Source organism: Selenomonas sp., assembly GCF_057272215.1.
This window is the reverse complement of the sequence record NZ_DBHIUY010000001.1, coordinates 227669-248148: the sequence shown is the minus strand read 5'-3', so window position 1 is coordinate 248148 and position 20480 is coordinate 227669. Positions and strand designations below refer to the sequence as shown.

The window sequence follows — 20480 nt, the reverse complement described above, 5'->3', positions numbered from 1 at the left end:
CTCATGCGGCAGCCCTTTTTTGTCGTTCCTGCACCGCCTTGCAGAGCAAGAGCGCACACATCGCTTCGATCTGACCTTATTGGATGCCTCGCGCTCTGCCCCATTCGCTGATCTTCTTGTAGAGCGGCACCGGCACGCCATAGCGGTCGCCAAGCGCAACCATGCGATTCACCAAGCCGTCAAACTCGGACGCCCCGCCCTTCTCCACATCACGCTGCATACTCGTCTTTAGCCCCGGTTCAAAGGCGTCGATGAAAGCAACGCCCGTCTCCACCAAGTCTTTCTCAAAGACGACGCCCATCGCCTTGCCTACCGCTTCGACCTCACGAATCAGCCCGAGGTATGTGTCGCGCACCACCCCATCCTGCCAGAACGCCTCGCTCGTCACGCCATGATAAAGCCCCGCTGCGCCCATCGGTGAGACGAAGCCGAACTTCGTTAAGGCGTCGCGGCGGATGTCGAGACTATAATGCCCGCGAATATCCGCTTCCTGCAGGAGGTTTTCGAGCGCTTTCGCCTTTTCCTCCAAACGCTTGTCCTCGTCGGGACGGAAGCCGAAGATCACGCGCAAAATTTTCTGCGCCTGTTCTAAGACGCCGGGCGCCTTAATGCTGCCGAAGATGTAAATGCAGCCATCGAGTACGGTCAGCCCCGGCAGATCCTTCTGCATGACCTCGCCCGTACCAAAGACGTTCAAGATCGGAATGATGAGCGTATCGGGCGACGCCGCACGCTTTGCGAACGCGACGGCATCGGGCAGCCCGTAATATTTGCAGCAGACGAAGAGCACATCGGGCGTTTCTGCATAAGATTCCGCTGTCTGTGCTTTCACATTCTTGATATGGAGCGTCCCCCCGTGCGCCGACTCGATCGTCAAGCCGTCCTTCTGCAGCGCAGCAAGATGCCTGCCGCGCGCGATCAGCGTCACATCATGGCCGGCAAGCGCAAGATAGCCGCCGAGTACCCCGCCCGTGCCTCCCGCGCCAAACATCGTAAATTTCATCGTGAATGCCTCCCTTCGCATGTAGAAACCGCCCCTCTATTATATCATGAATCGTCCAAGAGAAAATCAAGAATATTCACATTGTGAATCCCATTGAAATCCTTAATATACGACCGATCCATCGTCAAAAGCGTTTTCTCATACTGATCCGGAATGGCAGCGAGCGCTCGCAGTTCGCGCTCCCGCGTCAACTCGTCCATAACGGTGGCAGCCACTTGAAAATATTGCTTCCGATCCGCCCGCTGCGCCACGAAATCCACCTCCATGCGCCCGATCTTGCCGACGCCAACCGTGTAGCCGCGCCGCAAAAGTTCCAGATAGACAATATTCTCCAAAATACGTCCATAGTCGCCGTCACGAAAGCCCAACAAAGCATTTCGGATGCCGTTGTCAACAATGTAATACTTCTCCTGCGTTTTCAGATACAACTTTCCCTTGATGTCGTAACGCGGCGCACGATAAAAGATGAATGCACTCTCCAAAGTATGCAGATAATTGTCGATGGTATACGCACTGACCTTTCTGCCACGGCTCGTCAAATAGCCGCTGATGCGGCTGCTTGAAACAGGATTGCCTATGTTGTCGGCAAGAAACCGCAGGATATGTGAAAGAAGCGCCGGATCGCGCACAGCGCTTCTCTCCACGACATCTTTCATCAAAACCGTATGGTAGACGCCCGACAAAAAAAGCGCAATCGTTTCATCCCTCTGCGGCAGCGCGGGAATCGCAGGCAAGCCCCCGTAGCGCAAATACTGTACGAAAGCGGCCTCTCGGTCTTTCCTGCATTCCGGCAAGAAATCCAGATACTCACGAAAGGACAGCGGCAGCATCCGAATCTCTACATAGCGTCCTGAAAGAAGTGTAGCTATTTCGGAAGAAAGCATTTTCGCATTCGATCCCGTAATGCAAATATCGGCGACGCCTTCCGCAAAGAGCGAATTGATCGCCTTTTCCCAATGCGTTACCTGCTGCACTTCATCGAGCAGCAAATATACCTGCTTTTGCCCGCCGATTTTTTCCTGCACTCGCGCATAAAGCTGCCGATAGTCGGAAATGTCATCGAACATCATGGACTCAAAGTTCATGCGGATCACCTGCTCCTCTCGCACACCGTCCTCAAGCAGACGCTCGGCAAGCATCGCAAGCAGCGTTGACTTTCCTGCTCGGCGCATACCCGTGATCACCTTGATGACAGGTTGATGGATAAAGGATAACAGACGATCCAAATATAATTTACGAACGATCATATTTCATCACCTTTTTTCATTATACAAGAAAAACTTTTAAATTCCAACGATTTTATCAATATGATGAAAACCGCAGCACACCGCCCCTGTCGATAAGAAACACGGATACATGCAGCCGTATTTCTTATATTTTTCCTTTCCCACTCTTGGGAAAACCGTATTCTTATGTTATAATAAGAAAGAATGAATAACACACAGAAGGAGCGTGCTTTTGTCATGGGTGAGATGCCGCAGGCGGCTTGGGTCGTCATATCGATCATTGGCTTTTTCGTCGGGCAGTACGCCGTCATGGCGGTTCTGCACCACTTCGGATATTCTGTACGAGTGCTTTCTTCAGGAAAGATGAAGAATCTGTTCGTGCTGGGCTTCGCCTTTACGATGCTCGCCGCTTGGATGCCCGTCGCCGTGCTTTGGATCTTGGGGCCTCGCTTCGTCGAAGCGACAGGCTACCCGCATTCCTTCATCGCGATCACGGCGACGGCGCTGACGATCACGATCCTTTACATCGCCTGCCGCCGCACAGAAGGAGCCGTTGAGATGACTGACGAAGCGGAAATCGCCGCTTTCAAGGCACGCGCGGTCGCACGCGCACGCGAAGAGCAGATGAAACGCGATGCCATGCTCGCACGCGTTCGGGCGTTGCAGCGCTGATTGAAACGATCGCACAAAAATACGGCAAAGGCACAAAAGTCTTTGCCGTATTTTTTTCGTTAGAGCGCCTTGAACGCCTGCTCCAAGTCGTAGAGGATATCGTCAATGTGCTCCGTGCCGATGGAAAGTCGAATCGTGCCGGGCGCGATGCCGCTCTTTTTCAGCTCTTCTTCGTTCATCTGCGAGTGCGTCGTGCTCGCCGGATGGATGACGAGCGACTTTACGTCGGCGACATTGGCGAGCAGGCTGAATACCTTGAGATGGTCGATGAACTTCTGCGCCGCTTCGCCGCCGCCCTTAACCTCGAAGGTGAAGATGGATATGCCGCCCTGCGGGAAGTAGCGCTCATAGAGCGCATGATCGGGATGCGAGGCGAGCGAGGGATGGTTGACCTTCAAGACTTGCGGATGTTTCGCGAGATAATCGACGACCTTCAAGGCGTTCTCCACATGGCGCTCGACGCGCAAGGAAAGCGTCTCGACGCCCTGCAGCAGCAGGAACGCATTGAACGGCGAAATCGCCGCGCCCGTGTCGCGCAGCAGGAGCACACGCAGATAAACCGCGAAAGCGGCGGCGCCGATGTCTTTCGCAAACGACAAGCCGTGGTAGCTCTCGTTCGGTTCGACGAACCACGGGAAGCGTCCCGACGCCGCCCAGTCGAACTTGCCGCTGTCGACGACGATGCCGCCGAGCGTCGTGCCGTGACCGCCGATGAACTTCGTCGCCGAGTGAATGACGATGTCCGCGCCGTGCTCGATGGGGCGCAGCTGATACGGCGTAGCAAAGGTTGAATCGACGACGAGCGGAATGCCGTGCTTGTGCGCGACAGCGGCGACTGCCTCGATGTCCACGAGGTCGGCGTTCGGATTGCCGATCGTCTCAATGTAGATGACCTGCGTATTGTCTCGAATCGCTGCCGCAAAAGCCTCCGCGCCCTTCGCCGGATCGACGAACGTCGTCTCGATTCCGAAGTCGGGGAAGGTATGCGCCAAAAGATTGTAGGTGCCGCCGTAGATCGTCGTCTCCGCAACGATGTGCTGCCCCGCATGAACCAGCCCCTGCAGCGCCGTCGTCACCGCTGCCGCTCCCGAAGCGAAGGCGAGCGCCGCCACGCCGCCTTCAAGCGCTACGATGCGCTTTTCGAGCACGTCCTGCGTCGGATTCATGAGCCTGCCGTAGACATTGCCCGCCTCCTTCAGACTGAAGAGGTCCGCCGCGTGCTCTGAATTGCGGAACACATACGACGTCGTCTGGTAGATCGGCACGGTGCGCGAACCCGTCGCAGAGTCGGCTGACTCCTGCCCGACATGCAACTGCAGCGTCTCAAACTTGTACTTTCTCTCGTCGCTCATCAAAATCTCCTCTTTCCTCGGGCTTACCCGCAATACATAAAACATACTTGATTGATATGACAATGCCATTGTATCACAATATCATACTTTGTCAATAGGTTTTATAAAACCAATATACCCCTATCACAGAAGCAAAGAACCTATTTCGTTAAAAACAAATTATCTTTCAAGCATGGGAAGGATTCCACATCTTTCTGTCGAAAAATATTTTATACAGAAGGTACGGAAGTCTGTATTTTGCGTGCGCTTCGGGTCTTTCGGTTGGTTAACGAAAGCTCTTTTCCGCTCACGTATGGACAGACTTGGTGCTTTACGGCACCCACGGAAGGATTGCGCGTGATTCAGGAGGGATACGCCATGTTTAGTCTTAGTTCTCTGTCGCTGCGCGTGAAGTTCATCGCCCTGATGGTCGGAACTTCTCTCATCAGCGTCATCTGTATCAGCTTGCTCTGGGTGCAGACCCTGCGCACAGAGTCACAGACGCAGATGGAAAACTATCGAGCACAGCTTTTGCAGGATGTCGATATATCCTTGAAAAACAATACGGAAATCGTCGTCAGCCTGCTTGAAAAAATCTACCAAAGGCAGCAAGCCGGAGAGCTGACCGAACCGCAGGCGAAGAAGCTCGCCGCCGACGCCGTGCGCGATCTGCGATACGACGACGGCAAAGGGTATTTTTGGGTCGATACAGTGGACGGTGTCAACGTCGTTCTCTTAGGACGTGACGTTGAAGGAAAATCCCGCATCGATCTCGTCGATCCCAACGGCGTACATTTCATTCAGGAAATGCTGAAGAACGGCCAGCAGCCGGGCGGCGGCTACACAAACCTGAGCTTCGCCAAGCCCGGCGAGACGAAGCCTCTCCCCAAGCGCAACTACACGGTGACATTCGCGCCTTATCAATGGGTCTTGGGCACGGGCGTCTGGATCGATCAAATCGACGAACTTATCGCGGCGCAGCAAAAGATCACGGATGCAGAATTCTATAACAGCCTGCGCATGACGGCGCTCATCTCGCTCTTGATCGAAGCCCTTTGCATCGTCGTGGCGATTTTCCTCAGCAACAAGCTCGCAGGTCCCATCACACAGGTGACGAAGCGTCTTACAACGCTCTCGGAAGGCGACTTCCGCCACAATGCCGCGCTTGAGGTCGCCGTCACGAGTGAGGACGAGCTCGGCAAGATGAGCCATGCGCTCGACGCCTTGCAGCACAATGTACGCAAGATGATGAAGCAAGCGATCGAATCGTCGGAAAAGATCACGCTCGCCGTCGAGCAGCTCAACACGAGCGCCGATCAATCCGCCATCGTCAGCGAACAGGTCGCACAGTCTATGGGCAAGGTCGCCTCGTCGTGCAACGCGCAGTTCGCCGAAATGGATCGCGCCAAGACGCAGGTCGGCTCACTTGAAGAGCACATGAGCGCGTTCGCCGGCAACTTAGAGCAGACGGTCGGCGCTGTCGAAGGCACGAATCGCGCGGCAGCTGAAGGCGCCACAAGGGTTGATGAGGCGGTTCTCCAAATGAAGCGCATCGAAGAATCCGTCTCGCACTCCGCTGAGGTCATCTCCGTACTCGGAGAAGAATCGAACAAGATCGGCACGATCGTCGACGCCATCTCCGCCATCGCCGAACAGACGAACCTCCTCGCCTTGAACGCCGCCATCGAAGCGGCGCGCGCAGGCGAACACGGCCGCGGCTTCGCCGTCGTTGCCGAGGAAGTGCGAAAACTCGCCGAGCAATCGAGCATATCGGCGGGCGAAATCACCGAGCTTATCACCTCGATTCAGGAAAAGGCGCAAAACGCCGTCGAAGTCATGCAGGCGGGCGTCGCACAGGTGCAGGGCGGCACGGACGCCGTAGACGCCGCCGGACATACGTTCAAGGAAATCGCCGCTATGGTCGAACGCGTCGCTTCTGAATCGCGCGATATGGGCAAGCGCGTCCACAGTCTTGAGCAAAATACGCACGCTATCCGCGACTCTGCCGACACGATAAACCAGATGAGCCGCAACGTCGCTGCCGAATCACAGACCGTATCCGCTGCGACGCAGCAGCAGACGGCAGCTGTGCAGCAGATCGCCGGAGCAAGCCGCACGCTGCACGATATGTCAAAAGCGATGCATGCAGCTATCAGCCGCTTCAAGGTATAAAAAGCATAAACCGCACGAAAAAACCGCTGTCCTCATGGACGGCGGTTTTTCGATCTTAGAAGCAAACACTTATGGACGCGCTGATAAAATGACGTTTCTCAAATTTACAAATACACTGCATCTTTTGTCCGTCACTGCCTCACCAGCGCCGCATATTTCGTGCGCTCATCCGCCGGAATCTGCAGTATGTCCATCGCCTTTTCTACCGAAACTCCCAAACTTTTCATCATATTGCTGATAGAGAATGCTACGCCCTCAGTTTTTCCTTCAGCTTTTCCCTCAGCTTTTCCTTCAGCAAGCCCATTTGTAAAGCCTTGGCGCTCTCCCTCACGGAAGCCTTCTTTGCGCTCTTCCATCATCTTCATCGCAAAAGTCATATAACTCACCCTTTCTTCGTTCTCTCGCTTGATCCTCCGAATCCTCTCATCTATTTCCCGCACAAGCGGATCTTCACCCACGATGCCGTTCACATAGTCGAGAAATGCTTTGACACTTTCATCTACATCCGCCATCGTGCCTTTTGTATTCAAGAAGATTTTTGTCGTGCCGTCCTGTAATTTGCATTTCATATCTTCCAAACAGATATTTTCAAACGTATAGATGTGCCTTCCTTCACCAAAGGGATCGAACGGGCAGATGAAAATGATGATGGTCTTGTTCAAGTCATCATAGTCTGCACCCGCCGCCAGAAGGTCCGCATCGATCATGGACTGATAGTATCGCGTGCGCTTAAAAAGGCTTGTTCCTTCGAGCATACGAACCTGCATTTCGATGTTATAAACGGTCGCGGCGTCATCACGCACATAGACGTCCATGCGGATGCCCTTGCCTTGGTAGCGTGCGTCCATAGATTTTTCCGTTTCGAGGTAATGTATGTCTTTGATTTCCATGCGCAGGATGCCTTGGAGCAATTTCAGACATATAGGCTTGATGTTCATGATGAGCTTGAACATATAGTCGTCTTGGATCGTTAGATCTTCCCACGGTTTAATGCAGTACATACGATTCACCTCTTTCTTTTATTCTACGTTTTTTCTTTGTTTCTTGCAAGAAAAACCTGCCGCACATCGGCTTTGTGCGGCAGGTCTTCATCTGCAATTTTTCTGCACAACATCCGCAGATCAGAGATGTTCGGCGGGCGTCGTCGGCAGATTGTCCATCGGGAATGCACCGCGTGTGGCGGCGTTTGCCGCTTCGATCGCCTGGTGTGCAAGGTCGATGGATAGTCCGAGCGTTCTCATACATTGGTCGGGGTTGTGGAAACCAACGCCATTTTCTGCTTCGACATAGTCCCAGTACCACTGCGCTTCTCTGATCAACTCACGCGCGGGAGCGAGCTGCTCATCGGTCGCGCCGGCTTCTGCCGCCGCCTTGATGGCGAGGTGCGCCTTAGCACAAGTGATGCCCGCTGTCCTCTGCAATTTGAAGGTGTTGTCGTGAATCGTCTTGACGCGTGCGATCAGCACTTCCTTGCTTTCATCGTGGCACTTGAGGCACGCCGCTTCGATATACTTCAGCGGACTGGAGATGTAATGCGACGTATACTTCTGCCCGTCTTTCCGCATGTACGGCATGTGGCAGTCGATGCAGGTGACGCCCGCATCCGCATGGACGCTCGTCTTCCAAACATCGTAGTCGGGATGCTGCGCCTTGAGCATCATCGCGCCCGAGTCGGGATGCTTCCAGTCGCCCTTAAAGCCGCCCGGCAGATCGGTGCGCTTGTAGTACTCGTACATCTGTTCCGCCGTATAGCCGTTGTCCCGCGGGAATACGACGCGCCCCTTCTTGCCCTGCTCAAAGTAATACTCCGTATGGCACTGTCCGCAGACGAGGGCGCGTTTATCGTTGTCACTGATCTCATCCCACGTTTTGCCCCAGTTGCGCTCAAGATCTTCGATCTGTGCGGGATTCATGATACGCAGCTTCATCGTCTTGACGTCGTGACAAGTGGCGCAGGCGATCGACGCATCGTTCGGCACTTGCTCGGCAAGTTCCTTGAAGCTCTTCAAGGTGTAGTCCCAACCCATCGTGTCATAAAAGACATCCTTCGTATAGGCAGTCTTACAGGTGATACATGCGCCGGACTGATTGACCTTGTTCGTGCGCAGCGTGTTCTTGACATCCTGCAAAGCATAGACGTGACCGCGATCGTCGTCGTACTGCAGGGAAAAAGCATAGCCCTTCCAGTTTTCGATCATTTCCGGCTCGTCCATGAGTCTTGAGTGGATGCCCGAGCTTCCGTAGCCCGTCGGCGTCGGCGAGTCGCTCGCCGTCATCTGATACGATTCATACTCAAGCGGATAGGCTTCTTTGAACGCCTCCATGCCGAGATGCGCGTTGTTTTCCGTCGGTATTTCGGCAAGCTTCAGCGAAGTCGATGGCTGAGCGATGCCGATGCGCACGATGACAAAGCCGAAGAACGCGATACAGACGGCAATGACGCCCAGCAAATACTTTTGCAGCTTATTCAACTTTAATCCCTCCTTCCAGGTGATTGGAGCCATGCGCTACGCTCCGATGGCACTTCAGGCAATCGGTATTGGCGTCCATCGGACCTGCGTGAACGACCGACATCGTCGCACTGTGACAGCGCAGGCAGTTGCCGTTCACGATTTTTTCCCCATGCTCCGAGATGCGGATGCGCGCGGGATAGTCGCGCTTGAGCTCATGATAGACATCAATCATGCCGCTCCGCCCTTTCTCGATGAAGTACGCCGTCATGCTGTCGTGCGGCAAATGGCAGTCCACGCACTCGCGCTCTCGGTGCGACGATTCCATGAAGGTCGCCTTTTCCATCTTCATCGCATGACATTGCCCGCAAAACGCAGGGGATCCGGAAAACGACAGCCCTGCCGAAGTGCATACGGAAAAGGCGACGCCTGCCGCAAAACCGCCGAGGATACACTTCAGCGTGTTTTTCTGGAAAAATTCCTTTGCATCCAATCTCCTTCCCTCCTTTCTCTAAGAAACGACGCATACATTCCCCTCTGAGCAGCTTCATCACGCAAAGCGCTGCGTCTGCCCTCATCTCACGCAATCTTGCCTAGCCTCGCCTCCTCACAGCGCACGATGTGCCGATGAATGTCGCTATAGCACCGAGCCAGAGGAGCCAGAGAAGCGGTTTTTCACTGACGGAAGCCGTCAGCGGCAGGCGCGCCTCCTCCTCAATGGGGGGTAATATCTGAAGCATGATGCTCTTTCTGTCCTCCGTGACGCCAATGACGCGAAGCCGCCGCTTGCCGTCTAAGACGGAGACGGCTTCGGTCGAAGCGCGTGCGCCCGTCGCCGCGAGGCTGGCTTCGGCTAAATCGACGGTTTTGCCGTCGGTCACGGCGATGGCGGCGACAAAGACGATGCGGTCGGCATCCGTGCTGTCGCGCTCTTCCGCGACGCGTTCCAAACGATAGGCGAGATCGCCGTCCAATACGGCCTTGCCGCGCTGCAGCACGATCTCATGCCCGACAGCCGCCGGCGCCGGCGCGATGTAGACGTCGCCCGCCGCGCGGTGTGCGATCGCAGGCTCACGCGCCGCATCCTCACCGCCCGCGCTGAGCTTCGTCAAAGCGCGCACTTCCGCGCCGTCGATACGGAACACATACGCTTTTTCACGACGGCTCTCAGAAAGCTCCATGCCCTCGTAAACGACCGAAGTCCCGAGAAAGTCCTGCATCTCGTCGGGTGCAAAGGAAAGCGTCGTACTCACGCCCGCCGATGCGATCGCCATCGTAAAGAGCGCCGCCGCCGTGCCGCCGTGTGCGAGCGCAGCGCCACGGCGAAGCGCACGGCTTTTCCAAGCGAGGACTGCCGCGGCGAAAGCTGCCGCCGCCGCACCCGCGAGGACGAGCGATGCGATCTCACGCACGCCGAGAAGCCCCGCCGCCGCCGCACCTGCAAAGAGCGCAGGGATCGCCGCCCGCTGCAGCGCCGAGCGGCTCTCGCCATAGCGCAGCAGGGATGCGGGAATCATGGCGAGCAGCAAAAAGATCGCCAAGGGCATTCCCGTCTTCGTGTAGAAGCCCGTATCAACGGCGGCAGCCTCGCCGCCAGCCCCCGTCAAAAGCGGCATCGACATGCCGATGAATACGATGATCGCAAGGAACGTCAGCGAGAGACAGCCGAGCAGCAGCCAAAACTCACGGCTCGCATGAGCCGCATACTGCGCCCCCTTCGGAAAGCCGTCCGCACGCCAGACGAGGAGCAGCAGTCCCGCGATAAGAACAAGCGCATCGACAGCGACGAGCCAAAGTCCGACGCTCGTGCCGCTGAACGAGTGCACAGAAAAGTCGCCTAAAAGACCGCTTCGCGCGAGAAACGTGCCGTAAAGCGCCAGTGCGTAGGCGAAGATTGCCGAAAGGTGCGCGAGCGCCAGATTCGTCGGACGCGCGCGCGCCGCCGAAAGCAGGTGGACAAGCACACCCGCCGCGAGCCACGGCACAAGCGAAGAGTTCTCGACGGGATCCCAGCCCCACCAGCCGCCCCAGCCAAGCACCTTGTAAGCCCAAAACGCGCCGACGAAGATGCCTGCGCCAAGAAGCGCCCATGCCGCGAGCGCCCAACGCCGCGCAAGCGCCAGCCACTCGACGCCGCCCGCTTTTTCCGACAGAAGCGCGCCGAGAGAGGCAGCGTACGGCACAGCAAGCAGCGCGTAGCCGAGGAACACGAGCGGCGGATGCACCGCCATCCACGGATCCTGCAAGAGCGGATTCATGCCCGCACCATCTGCAGGCGCGTAACCCTCCGTCACAAAAAACGGGCTGTACAGCAAGACGAGCGCGGCAAGAAGCGCCTGCAGGAAGAAGAATACCGCCTGTCCAAAGGCGCCGAGCCGTCCGCGCCAAGCGAGCGCCGCGCCCGCCGCCGCATGAAAAAAGAGCCACAAAAGAAACGAACCTTGCTGCCCCGCCCAAAAGACGGAAATCTTATAGACGAGCGGCAAGTCAAGCGACGAATAGCTCCACACATAGTCGATGTCGAAGCGATCATTCAAGATCAGCCAAAAAAGCCATGCACTCGCCAACGCCGCCGCAGAGAACGAAGCGAGCGCGAACATCCTGCCCGCCGCCTTCCCACGGCGCTGCAAAAGAGCCGCCGCCAGTGCAAAAACGAGAGACAGCGCAAGAAAAGCCGTGCCAAATATCATGCTGCGCCGCCTTTCATCTTTTCATACTTCGACGGACACTTGATGAGCAGCCGCTCCGCTTCAAACACGCCGTTCTTACAACTGCCGACGGCAACGATGTGATGCGCCGTGCGGAACTGATCCGGCTCCGTGCCGTGATAACGCACTTCGAGCTTTTCGCCCGTCTCATCGACGAGCCAAAAAACGAAATCCTTCCCGTCCTGCTGCGGTGCAGGCATATCCTCTGCCAGCAGACCTTTGACCTGCACGGAGCCGCGTGACGTACGCGCCTCGGCGATATCGACATAGGGCGTGATGCTGTCGGCAAACGCCCAGCCCGCATAGACGATGAAGAGGGCGACAAGCCCCATGAGCACATACGATTTTTTCATCGGTCAGCCCTCCTTGACGCCGCGAAAAAGCAGCGCGAAATAGAGCAGCGTCGCATCGACCAGCCCGAGCACGAGCACGCCGAGCATGACGGGCTCCATCGCCACATGACCGCCGCTGTTCAAAAGCGGCTCGGGATGCAGCGAGAAGTAGAGACGCGGCAGTAAAAACACGAGAAACGGCACGGTCAGAAAGGAAAAGAGCGAGTAAACCGCCGAGACGAGCGCACGCCCGCGGCTTTCCGGCACCGCCGAACGCAGCGTGAGGTACGCACCGTAGATGAGAATAAGGACAAAGATCGTCGTCTGGCGCGGATCCCAGTTCCACCATGCGCCCCACGAGAGCCGACTGAAAAGCGCCCCCGTCGCCGTAGCGAAAAGTACGAAGACAAAACCAAGCTTCGCCGAGCGTGCGCTCAAGGCGTCAAAGCGACCGTCGCGCGATCGCAAAAAGCGATATGCCCACCACGCGCTGAGGAAAAAAGCGAGCACCGAGATCCAAGCCGCAGGCACATGGAAAAACACGAGCCGCACATAATTGCCAAGCCCCTCGGCAGGCGGCACAAGGAAGAATACGGCGGCGAAAAGCGCCGCTGTCAAACAGACGATGAGGACGCGAAGCATATATTCACTCCTAAAACTAAACTTCCTGCCAGACGAAATCGAAAAGCCACGATGCGCCAAGCGTCAGGATGAGATCATAAAGCGCCATCGCACCAAGCAGGGAAAAAGACGGCAAGCGCTGCGTGAAAAGCTCCCCCGTAAGATTGAGCGCGGGCAGGAACACAGGCAGCACGACGGGCAGCAGCAAGACGGAAAAGAGTCCGCTCTTCGCACCCGCGCCGACCGTCAGCGCCGAGATGATGACGCCCGCCGCCGCCAAGCCCCATACCCCGAGGAATACGACGAGAAAGAAGAGCAGCATGGCAAAAGCATCTGCAAGGGAAAAGCCGAGGAATATCTGAAAGAGCGCCACGTCAAAAGCGGCGAGCGCGGCGAGCATGAAAAGCGCGTAGAAGAACTTGCCGAAGAACACCGCCTGCGCCGCTGCATAGATGCGAAGCGCGAGCAGCGTGCCGCTCGCCGCCTCCTCGTAAAATGCACGGCCAACGCCCGCCTCCGCCGAGAAAAACAGCACGACCCATAAAAGCCCCGCCGCGACCTGCGGCTCGGGCGGCGCACCGCGAAGCGCAAAAGACAATGCCGCGATCGCCGTCAAGGAGAACATGAGCATCGCCGTCCACGCAGATCGGCTGCGCAGAGCCGTCGTAAGCTCCCTACGAAAGATGCGCTTCGCCCCCGCAGATCCGGAGCGTTGCATCGAGCGCCACCTCCTCTTCTTGCGCGTTCGTCGCCCAGAGCACGAGCCGCCCTCCTGCCGCCGCCTCGCGCGCCAAGGAAGCGATGAGCGTACGCCCCGCATCGTCGAGATTCGCTCCCGGCTCATCAAGCAGCCACAAGGGCGCATCCACGCCAAGCAGCACGGCGAGCTTCAGCCGCTGACGCATCCCCGTTGAAAAACTCGACGTCGGCTGCTGCCACGCTTCAGCGCCCGCAAGACCCACGCGTACAAAAAGCGTGCGCCGCTCCTCAGCAGAAAGCGCGACGCCGCGAAGCCCCAAGAAGAAGTCGAGATTCTCCGCCGCTGTCAACAGCGGATAGAGCGAAAGCTCCGGCGAAAAGTACGCGATGCGCTCCTGCCAAGCGCCGCCTTCCGCTGCACCGTCCGCTCCATGAAGCGCGACGCGCCCTTCCGTCGGCCGCAAGAGTCCCGCCGCGAGACGCAGGAGCGTCGATTTGCCGCTGCCGTTCGCCCCGCGCACGATGACGACCGCGCCCGAGCAAAGCGTAAAGGTCAGCCCGCGAAGAACGGTACGCCCTGCAAAAGAAATGCCCGCGCCTTCAAAAGAAAGCGTCAGAGAATCATCCAAGCACAGCACACTCCTTCAAGTCTTAGCAAGAAATATTATCATCTTATTTATGATATGATATATGAATATTATACCATAAATATTTCCATGCGCCAGAACTTTTTTATTCTTTTCTCATGTTTTGAAAAGAATCGATGCCATGAGAACTGGACTTAATTGCGTTTCACGCTTATAATAAAACCTAAGTGGATTACATATCGATTAGAAATGAGGAATATTTATGGAAAAGAACTTTTTCTGCGCGGAGCGGGAGACAGATCTCACGGAGAAGCGGCGGCTTGATCGACAGGGACAGATACTCTCATGGCTGCGGCTTTTGAGTTTCTTCCTCAGCCTCCTTGCACTCGCTGCGGCTTGGGATACGGGAGCCGTCTGGCTCTATCTGAGCGCCGTCGCGCTCGCTGCCTGCTTCACCGCACTCCTGCACCGTCACAGCAAACTGTTTGAAAAACGTCTGCTGCTGGAGAGCCACATCTCCGCACTTTCCGGCTTTCTCGCGCGATTTTCGGGCGAGTGGCATGATTTTTGTGTGACGGGCGCGGCATATCTCAAAGAAGACATCCCTCAAGCGCAGGACTTGCATCTCTTCGGGGCGGATTCCATCTACCAATATATCTGCGCTGCACGCACGAAAGCAGGCCGCGACCGCCTTGCCGCCGCCCTCGCTCCCTTTCCTGCGGACTGCGCACGGGCAAAAAGGCGCCAAGATGCGGTCAAAGAACTGATCGCGCGTCCTAAACTCGTCCTCGATCTCATGGCGTCCGCCGATCTTTTGCCCGACGGGCACGACACGGAGCCGCTTCTTTCCGCGCTGCAAAAGAATACGCAAGCGCCGTACACAGGCACGGCTTTCATCGCCTGGGTTCTGCCCGCCGCCCTCGCCCTCGCCGTCGGCGGCGCGGCGCTCTCGCTCATCGGATGGAGTGCGCCCGCGCTGCTCATACTGCTGCAGATCCTCATCGCCTTCGGGCTGGGAAGCCGCACGGCAAAGGCACAAAAGCCGCTCGCAGCCATGCACCGCGAACTGCGCCTTTACGAGCATCTCTTCGAGCGCTTGGAGAACTCGACCTTCCAAAGCCCGCACCTCGCCGCACTCCAATCGCAGCTCAAAGACGGCTCTGCCGCGCGCTCCCTGCACCATCTCAGCGTCCTCGCCGAACACGCCCGCACACGCCACAACCTCATCTTCCTGCTACTAGCCAACGCGCTCTATCTCAGCGACCTTCACTTTGCATACCGCATCGCACGCTGGCAGGAGAAAGCTGCCGATCGTCTCGGCGACTGGCTCAGTGTCTGGGCAGAAGTCGAAGTGCTGCTCTCTTTTTCGACCATCGGTCTCACGCGCAGAGCATACACCTTCCCCGAACTGCTTACGGACGATGCGCCGCACATCGACGGCAAAGGTCTCACCCACCTTCTGATCCCCGAAGAACACGCCGTACCGAACGACATCGAAACGACGGCAGGCACACGCATCATCACCGGCTCGAATATGTCCGGCAAGACGACGTACCTCAGAACCATTGCGAGTTCCTGCGTCCTCGCCTACGCCGGCGCACCCGTGCCGGGCGAACACCTGCGTCTCTCACCGCTTCACATCTTCACCTCGATCCGCGTGACCGATGACGTCGCACAGGGTCTTTCCACGTTCTACGCCGAGATCCTGCGCATCAAGAGCATGATGGAGTTCAAGAAGAAAAATCTGCCCATGCTCATCGTCATCGACGAAATCTTCAAAGGCACAAACAGCGCCGACCGTCTGATCGGCGCAAGAGAAGCCATCACACGCCTGACGGGAGAAAACTTCATCACACTCGTCTCCACACACGACTTCGAGCTATGCTCGATAGAGACGAGCGCCGCTCCCGTCACAAACTGGCACTTCGAAGAAAGCTACGAAAACGACAAGCTCCTCTTCGACTACAAAATAAAAGAAGGGCGCTGCACCACGCGCAACGCCCAATATTTGCTCAAGATGGCAGGGATTATGGAATAAAAGTTTTCTCTTGCACTTTGATTAGATACAAGGATACAGGGAGTTATAGTCATGCGTAATTGGAAAGATCGGAAAAAAGAAATCAAATCCTTAACGGGGGCGGAAAAGCAAGAGCTTTCTCTCGCTGCGGATTTGGTCGCGCAAATTGTTGAAACTCGCGAAAAAAATGGGTGGACACAGCGAGATTTAGCGCAGAAATCCGGTATCGCGCAATCTTCCATCGCACGTTTTGAAAAATGCGGCGCGATGCCTAGGCTTGATACCTTTGCCAAGATTTCCAACTGCATGGGACTGCGGCTTGCTTTGGTGAAAAATTAGATTCGATTCATTGTAAGAGGGGCTGTCCATAAGCCAAAATCGGCTTATGGACAGCCCCTCTTTATTCTTATTCGCTGCGCCTTGAATTCCTATCCCACGACAAACCGCGCCCGACTGCCGTCTTCCCCCTTTTCCACTTCAAGCCGCACATCGATGCGGCTTTTCAGTTCTTCGACATGGGAGATGATGCCGACGAGGCGGCCGCCTTTTTGGAGATCCATCAAGGTTTTGATCGCAAGGTCGAGGGTTTCGGCGTCGAGAGTGCCGAAGCCTTCGTCGATGAAGATGGTATCGAGACGAATGCCGCCGGCGTAGCTGGTGACGACGTCAGCAAGCCCCAAGGCGAGGGCGAGGGCGGCGAGGAAGGATTCGCCGCCCGAGAGCGTCGCCATTGGGCGTGCGCAGCCGGTATTCTCATCGAAAACTTCGAGATCCAGTCCTGCGCTCTGCCTTTTATCGGCGACGCCTTCTTTGCGCTCCAAGCGATACTGCCCATGCGTCATGCGCAAAAGACGCTGATTCGCCGCATCGGTCACGTCGGCGAGAATCGAGCGAAGCACATACGTCTGGAAGTGCATACGATGAGCGTTCTGCCCAGCGGCGACTTCCGAGAGTCTGCCCGTCGTGCGATAGGCTCTATCCATAGACGCCGCTTCTGCGGCGAGCTTTTGCAAAGTGGTTTCCCGCCCCTTGCGCTCTTTGATCTCCTGCGCCAAGGCGGCGGCTTCGCGCGTACTCTTGCTCCATGCGAGCGCCGCTTCTTCCCTCGCCGCTTTGAGCTTGGCAAGATCCGGCGCCAAAAGCCCCGCAGCTTCTGCGGCGGCTTTTTTTTCCGCCTCGGAGAACGCCGTCTGCGCGTCCTCGTAGGCGCGGATGCGCTCCGCCACCTTCTTTCGCCCATCGGCGGTCGCAAAAGCCCCCGTAAGCACGGCGCGAAACGCAGCTTCATCGGCAAAGCCCGCGCCTGCTAATCGCTCGGCGAGGAGCGCGGCGCTCTTTTTTTCTTCTTCTTCTGCAAGCGCCTGCGCCTGTTCTGCCGCCTTGGCAGCGGCGCAGGCGGCGGCAAGCGATTTTTCTGCCTGTGTCAGAGCATCCTGCGCCGCCGCCCGCGCTCTCTCCCGCAAGGCGATGTCACGCTCCGCTGACGCAAGCATCTTGGCCAACGCTTTCGGCTCACGGTATGCTTCGGGCAGAGACGCACACTTTTCCCGCAGCACGCCCGCCGCCTGCGCCGCTTCGCTCTTGGCGGCCTCTTCGCTCTTCGCCGCTTCTTTTTCCGCGGCTTCGGCCTGCGTCAGCTTGACGGCAAGCGTTTCACGTTCGCGGGCGGCTTCTTTCTGCGCCTGCCCAGCCGCTCCTGCCGCTTGGACTTCCGCCTGCAAAGAGGCGATGGCGGCGGCAAGACTTTCCGCGTCCCCACGCATCTGCGGCAGCGACTTCTTCGCCGCTACAAGCTCGCCGCAGACAGCGGCTAGGTCGGCTTCCGCCGCCGCCTGCGCCTTTTCCGCCGCCGCACGCACTTGCTCCGCTTTTTCTGCCGCCGTACGCGCACGCTCGACTTCCGACTTTTCCGGTACGACGGCTTCGCTGAACGCCGGCTGCGGATGCAGCGTCGAACCGCAGACGGGGCAGGCTGCCCCCTCTTTCAGATCTCGCGCAAGAAGCGCCGCCTGCCCTTCCATATAGACGAGCTCCAAAGCACGCTGGCTCTTTCGCTTCGCTTCTGTCTCCTGCATCGCCTGCGCCGCCTTTTCGCGTGCGCTCTCGGCAGTCTTTTCCGCCTGCGCTGCGCGCTTCTCCAAGACAGCGAGGTTTTGCCGCAGCTCGCGCTCTTTTTCCTTCTGCGCGAGCGCCAGAGAAAGCCCCTCGGCTTTCGCCGCTTGTTCTGCCAGTTCCTTCTCACGCGCACTGAGCGCAAGGAGCGCGGCAGCGGTCTCTTCCCGCGCCGTTTTTGCCTTCGCTGCCTTTGCCGCGGCTTGCCGGGCTGCATCCTCGCAGATCTTCAACCGCTCTGCCGCCTGTGAAAGCTCCTGCGCGAGCACGCCGTACTCGGTGAGCTTACGCACCTTTTCCTTCTGTGCAGCCAGCTCCGGCTCACGCTCTTTCTCCCGCGCTGCCGCTTCTTCGGCGCACTGCTTCTCAGCTGCCGCCTTTATTCTGCTCTTTTCTGCGGCTTCACGCTCGATTTCACGCGCTTTTCGCTTCTCGCGATCATGCGCCGCGCTGTTCGCTGCATCTTCGAGCTGCGCTGCACGCTCCGCCTCACCGAGCTGTACGCGAAAGCGCTCGACATCGCCGCGCTTCTTCTCATGGTCAGCGAGCGCCGTACGCGCCTTTTCCCAGCGCATCAGAAGTTCCGCTTCACGGATGCCCTTTTGCTCTGCTTTCTGCGCCGCTTCGTGCGTTTCTCGCCGCGTCTTTGCCTCTTTTTCCAGCGCAGCGAGCGATTTTCTTTTCTCCGCGCTTACCGCGATGTGTGCCTCAAGCGTCTCTTCCCCGCTGCCTGCGAGAAGCGCCGCCTCTTGTGCGGCGATTTCCCTGCGGCGCGTTTCCATCGCCTTGGCGCGCGCCTTCAAAAGCTCTTCCAGTCGGCGATAGCGCTCCGTCTTGAAGAGCATCGCCAGAAGCGCTTCCCGCTCGTCTACCTTCGCCGTCAAAAGATCGCGGAACGCGCCCTGCGGCAGCAGAACGACCTGCCGAAACTCCGCGGGGCCGAAGCCCAGAAGTTCCGTCATCTTCTGCGTCACGGCGGACGGACGCTGCGCGAGTACGCGCTCTTCGTCCTCTGCGACCTGCCAGAGCATCGCCGAAGCCTGCACCGGGGTCATCCCCGAGCCGTCTTTCTTCATGCGCTCATAGGATGGCGTGCGGCATATATGATACGTCCGCGTCCCCAAGGCGAAGAGGAAATCAACGCTTGTCTGCGCTTCGCGCGGCGCTTCGTCCGTGCGCATCATCGTCCCCGTACGCCCCGCCATGCTCGCCTCGCCATAAAAGGCGAAGCAGATCGCATCGAGCAGCGTCGTCTTGCCCGAACCTGTGCGCCCATGAATGAGAAAGAAGCTGCGCCCGGAAAGCTCTGTAAAATCGACGACGGTCTTTTTCTCATACGAGCCGAACGCTTCCAAGGTCAATCGCAGCGGCTTCATGCTTTCGCCTCCCTTTCCTCACGCAAAAGCGCTTCGAGTACATCAGAAAGCTCCTTCTTCTGCGCCTCGTCGAGCGCTTCGCCCGTCATGTCGGCGAAAAACTCACCGAAAAGCACATCGTCGGGGCGGTCGAGCTTCTTCCTTCCCTGCTCGCGCACCGTACCCGCCTGCTCCATGAGTCCGGGGCGCATGACTTGCAGGACGTTCGGATAGATCGTACGGAGCTTGCCGTGCGCGTCGAGCACAGGCCCCTTGTCCATAAGCTCAACAGCGGTGTAGTCCTCGCTCTTCGGGAAGCGAGCGCGGTCTCGAAGAATTTCCTCAAGCGTGCCGCGCACGACGCGAAGATCGTGCGGTGCGGCGAGCGCGACTTCCTCGATGGTCACGGATCCGTCGGCGGCGAGATCGACGACCGTCGCGCCCTTTCGCTGCGCCGCCTCGCTGAACGAATACTTCATGAGCGAGCCGGCATAGCGGATGTTTGGAGCGCCCGCCTGCTGCGGCGCATGAAGATGCCCGAGCGCCGTATAGGAAAAGGGCGCGAAGCACGTCGGATGCACGGAGTCGGAGCCGCCGACCGAGAGCGGGCGCTCCGACTCGGACGATGCGCCGCCCGCGATGAACGCATGGGCGACGGCGACGCTGCGGCAGCCCGTCGGCACACACGCCGCCGCGCGCACGACGGCGAACGAAGTCGCCTCGTCAAAGCCCGCGAGGTCTTCCGCTTCCTCGCCGTAGGCAAAGCGCACCGTCGCCGGCTCCATATAGGGCAGAAGCGAAAACGCGACCTTGCCGCAGGCATCGTCCAAAACGACAGGCGGCGCGTCCGCATAGAGCTGCCCCGCGACAAAAACACCGCCCCCTGCAAGGAGGCGGCTGCCGAAGCCAAGACGCGCCGCGCTGTCATGGTTGCCCGCGATATAGAGCACCTTGCACCTTTCTTCGAGCAAAAGCCGCGAAAGCACGTCGTCGAAAAGCTCGACCGCTTCGACGGGCGGCACGGCGCGGTCGTAGACGTCGCCCGCGATGACGACGGCTTCGGCGCGTGTGTCTTTGGCGAGATGCACAAGCTCGTCGAGGACGCGCGCCTGATCGTCCGTCAGATGGCGGCCGAAGAAGAGCCGTCCGAGATGCCAATCAGCGGTATGAATGAAGCGCATGGGAAATTTTCCTT

Annotated in this window: 17 protein-coding genes; 4 read left to right on the top strand and 13 right to left on the bottom strand. The window is 57.8% G+C overall.

What is annotated here, in order from left to right; translation table 11 throughout:
* Positions 1-76: 76 nt before the first annotated feature.
* Together ACO5Z0_RS01065 and ACO5Z0_RS01060 are read right to left on the bottom strand one after the other, a co-directional pair.
* Positions 77-1003 (bottom strand): ketopantoate reductase family protein, encoded by a 927-nt coding sequence (locus ACO5Z0_RS01065; RefSeq protein WP_485648850.1) that lies wholly within the window; start codon positions 1001-1003, stop codon positions 77-79.
* Between the two features lie 44 nt (positions 1004-1047).
* Complete coding sequence (locus tag ACO5Z0_RS01060) at positions 1048-2229, bottom strand: ATP-binding protein (RefSeq protein ID WP_485648849.1); 1182 nt, start codon at positions 2227-2229, stop codon at positions 1048-1050.
* Positions 2230-2433: 204 nt separating this feature from the next.
* On the opposite strand from ACO5Z0_RS01060, the gene ACO5Z0_RS01055 reads away from it, so the two are divergent.
* Positions 2434-2901 carry a hypothetical protein gene (locus tag ACO5Z0_RS01055; protein WP_442672466.1) on the top strand — a complete coding sequence of 156 codons (468 nt, stop codon included), beginning with the start codon at positions 2434-2436 and terminating at the stop codon, positions 2899-2901.
* A gap of 59 nt (positions 2902-2960) precedes the next feature.
* On the opposite strand, the gene ACO5Z0_RS01050 is transcribed toward ACO5Z0_RS01055, so the two are convergent.
* Entirely contained in the window at positions 2961-4253 is a 1293-nt protein-coding gene (locus ACO5Z0_RS01050) for an O-acetylhomoserine aminocarboxypropyltransferase/cysteine synthase family protein (RefSeq protein ID WP_485648848.1), read from the bottom strand.
* A 357-nt stretch (positions 4254-4610) separates the two neighbouring features.
* Here ACO5Z0_RS01050 and ACO5Z0_RS01045 point away from each other — a divergent pair, with 357 nt between their 5' ends.
* Positions 4611-6404, top strand: a complete 1794-nt coding sequence (locus ACO5Z0_RS01045; protein ID WP_485648847.1) for a methyl-accepting chemotaxis protein — start codon at positions 4611-4613, stop codon at positions 6402-6404.
* 131 nt (positions 6405-6535) lie between these two features.
* Here the strand turns inward: ACO5Z0_RS01045 and ACO5Z0_RS01040 are convergent, their stop codons facing one another.
* The 8 genes from ACO5Z0_RS01040 to ccmA all read right to left on the bottom strand — a co-directional run bounded on the left by ACO5Z0_RS01040 (position 6536) and on the right by ccmA (position 13852).
* The gene (locus ACO5Z0_RS01040) at positions 6536-7405 is read right to left on the bottom strand and encodes an Rpn family recombination-promoting nuclease/putative transposase (RefSeq protein WP_485648846.1); all 870 of its coding nucleotides are present in this window, start codon (positions 7403-7405) and stop codon (positions 6536-6538) included.
* 120 nt (positions 7406-7525) lie between these two features.
* On the bottom strand, positions 7526-8875 hold the full coding sequence (locus ACO5Z0_RS01035; protein WP_485648845.1) for an ammonia-forming cytochrome c nitrite reductase subunit c552: 1350 nt from the start codon (positions 8873-8875) through the stop codon (positions 7526-7528).
* Positions 8868-9347, bottom strand: coding sequence for a cytochrome c3 family protein (locus tag ACO5Z0_RS01030; protein ID WP_442672471.1), 480 nt, complete (start codon positions 9345-9347; stop codon positions 8868-8870). The genes ACO5Z0_RS01035 and ACO5Z0_RS01030 overlap by 8 nt, the downstream gene beginning before the upstream one ends.
* A 100-nt stretch (positions 9348-9447) precedes the next feature.
* Positions 9448-11544: a cytochrome c biogenesis protein CcsA gene (gene ccsA, locus ACO5Z0_RS01025; RefSeq protein ID WP_485648844.1), complete on the bottom strand. Its 2097-nt coding sequence runs from the start codon at positions 11542-11544 to the stop codon at positions 9448-9450.
* Positions 11541-11915 carry a cytochrome c maturation protein CcmE domain-containing protein gene (locus ACO5Z0_RS01020; RefSeq protein WP_485648843.1) on the bottom strand — a complete coding sequence of 125 codons (375 nt, stop codon included), beginning with the start codon at positions 11913-11915 and terminating at the stop codon, positions 11541-11543. The genes ccsA (ACO5Z0_RS01025) and ACO5Z0_RS01020 overlap by 4 nt, the downstream gene beginning before the upstream one ends.
* Positions 11916-11918: 3 nt before the next feature.
* On the bottom strand, positions 11919-12536 hold the full coding sequence (gene ccsA, locus ACO5Z0_RS01015) for a cytochrome c biogenesis protein CcsA (RefSeq protein ID WP_485648842.1): 618 nt from the start codon (positions 12534-12536) through the stop codon (positions 11919-11921).
* A 16-nt stretch (positions 12537-12552) separates the two neighbouring features.
* Complete coding sequence (locus ACO5Z0_RS01010; RefSeq protein ID WP_442676723.1) at positions 12553-13233, bottom strand: heme exporter protein CcmB; 681 nt, start codon at positions 13231-13233, stop codon at positions 12553-12555.
* On the bottom strand, positions 13190-13852 hold the full coding sequence (ccmA, locus tag ACO5Z0_RS01005; RefSeq protein WP_485648841.1) for a heme ABC exporter ATP-binding protein CcmA: 663 nt from the start codon (positions 13850-13852) through the stop codon (positions 13190-13192). Before ccmA ends, ACO5Z0_RS01010 begins: the two co-directional genes overlap by 44 nt.
* Positions 13853-14063: 211 nt before the next feature.
* Between ccmA and ACO5Z0_RS01000 the strand changes: the two genes are divergently transcribed.
* Together ACO5Z0_RS01000 and ACO5Z0_RS00995 are read left to right on the top strand one after the other, a co-directional pair.
* Positions 14064-15839, top strand: a complete 1776-nt coding sequence (locus ACO5Z0_RS01000; protein WP_485648840.1) for a MutS family DNA mismatch repair protein — start codon at positions 14064-14066, stop codon at positions 15837-15839.
* A 51-nt stretch (positions 15840-15890) separates the two neighbouring features.
* The gene (locus tag ACO5Z0_RS00995; RefSeq protein WP_485648839.1) at positions 15891-16157 is read left to right on the top strand and encodes a helix-turn-helix domain-containing protein; all 267 of its coding nucleotides are present in this window, start codon (positions 15891-15893) and stop codon (positions 16155-16157) included.
* 89 nt (positions 16158-16246) lie between these two features.
* On the opposite strand, the gene ACO5Z0_RS00990 is transcribed toward ACO5Z0_RS00995, so the two are convergent.
* Positions 16247-19306 (bottom strand): AAA family ATPase, encoded by a 3060-nt coding sequence (locus tag ACO5Z0_RS00990; RefSeq protein WP_485648838.1) that lies wholly within the window; start codon positions 19304-19306, stop codon positions 16247-16249.
* The gene (locus ACO5Z0_RS00985) at positions 19303-20466 is read right to left on the bottom strand and encodes an exonuclease SbcCD subunit D (RefSeq protein WP_485648837.1); all 1164 of its coding nucleotides are present in this window, start codon (positions 20464-20466) and stop codon (positions 19303-19305) included. Before ACO5Z0_RS00985 ends, ACO5Z0_RS00990 begins: the two co-directional genes overlap by 4 nt.
* Positions 20467-20480 lie beyond the last annotated feature (14 nt).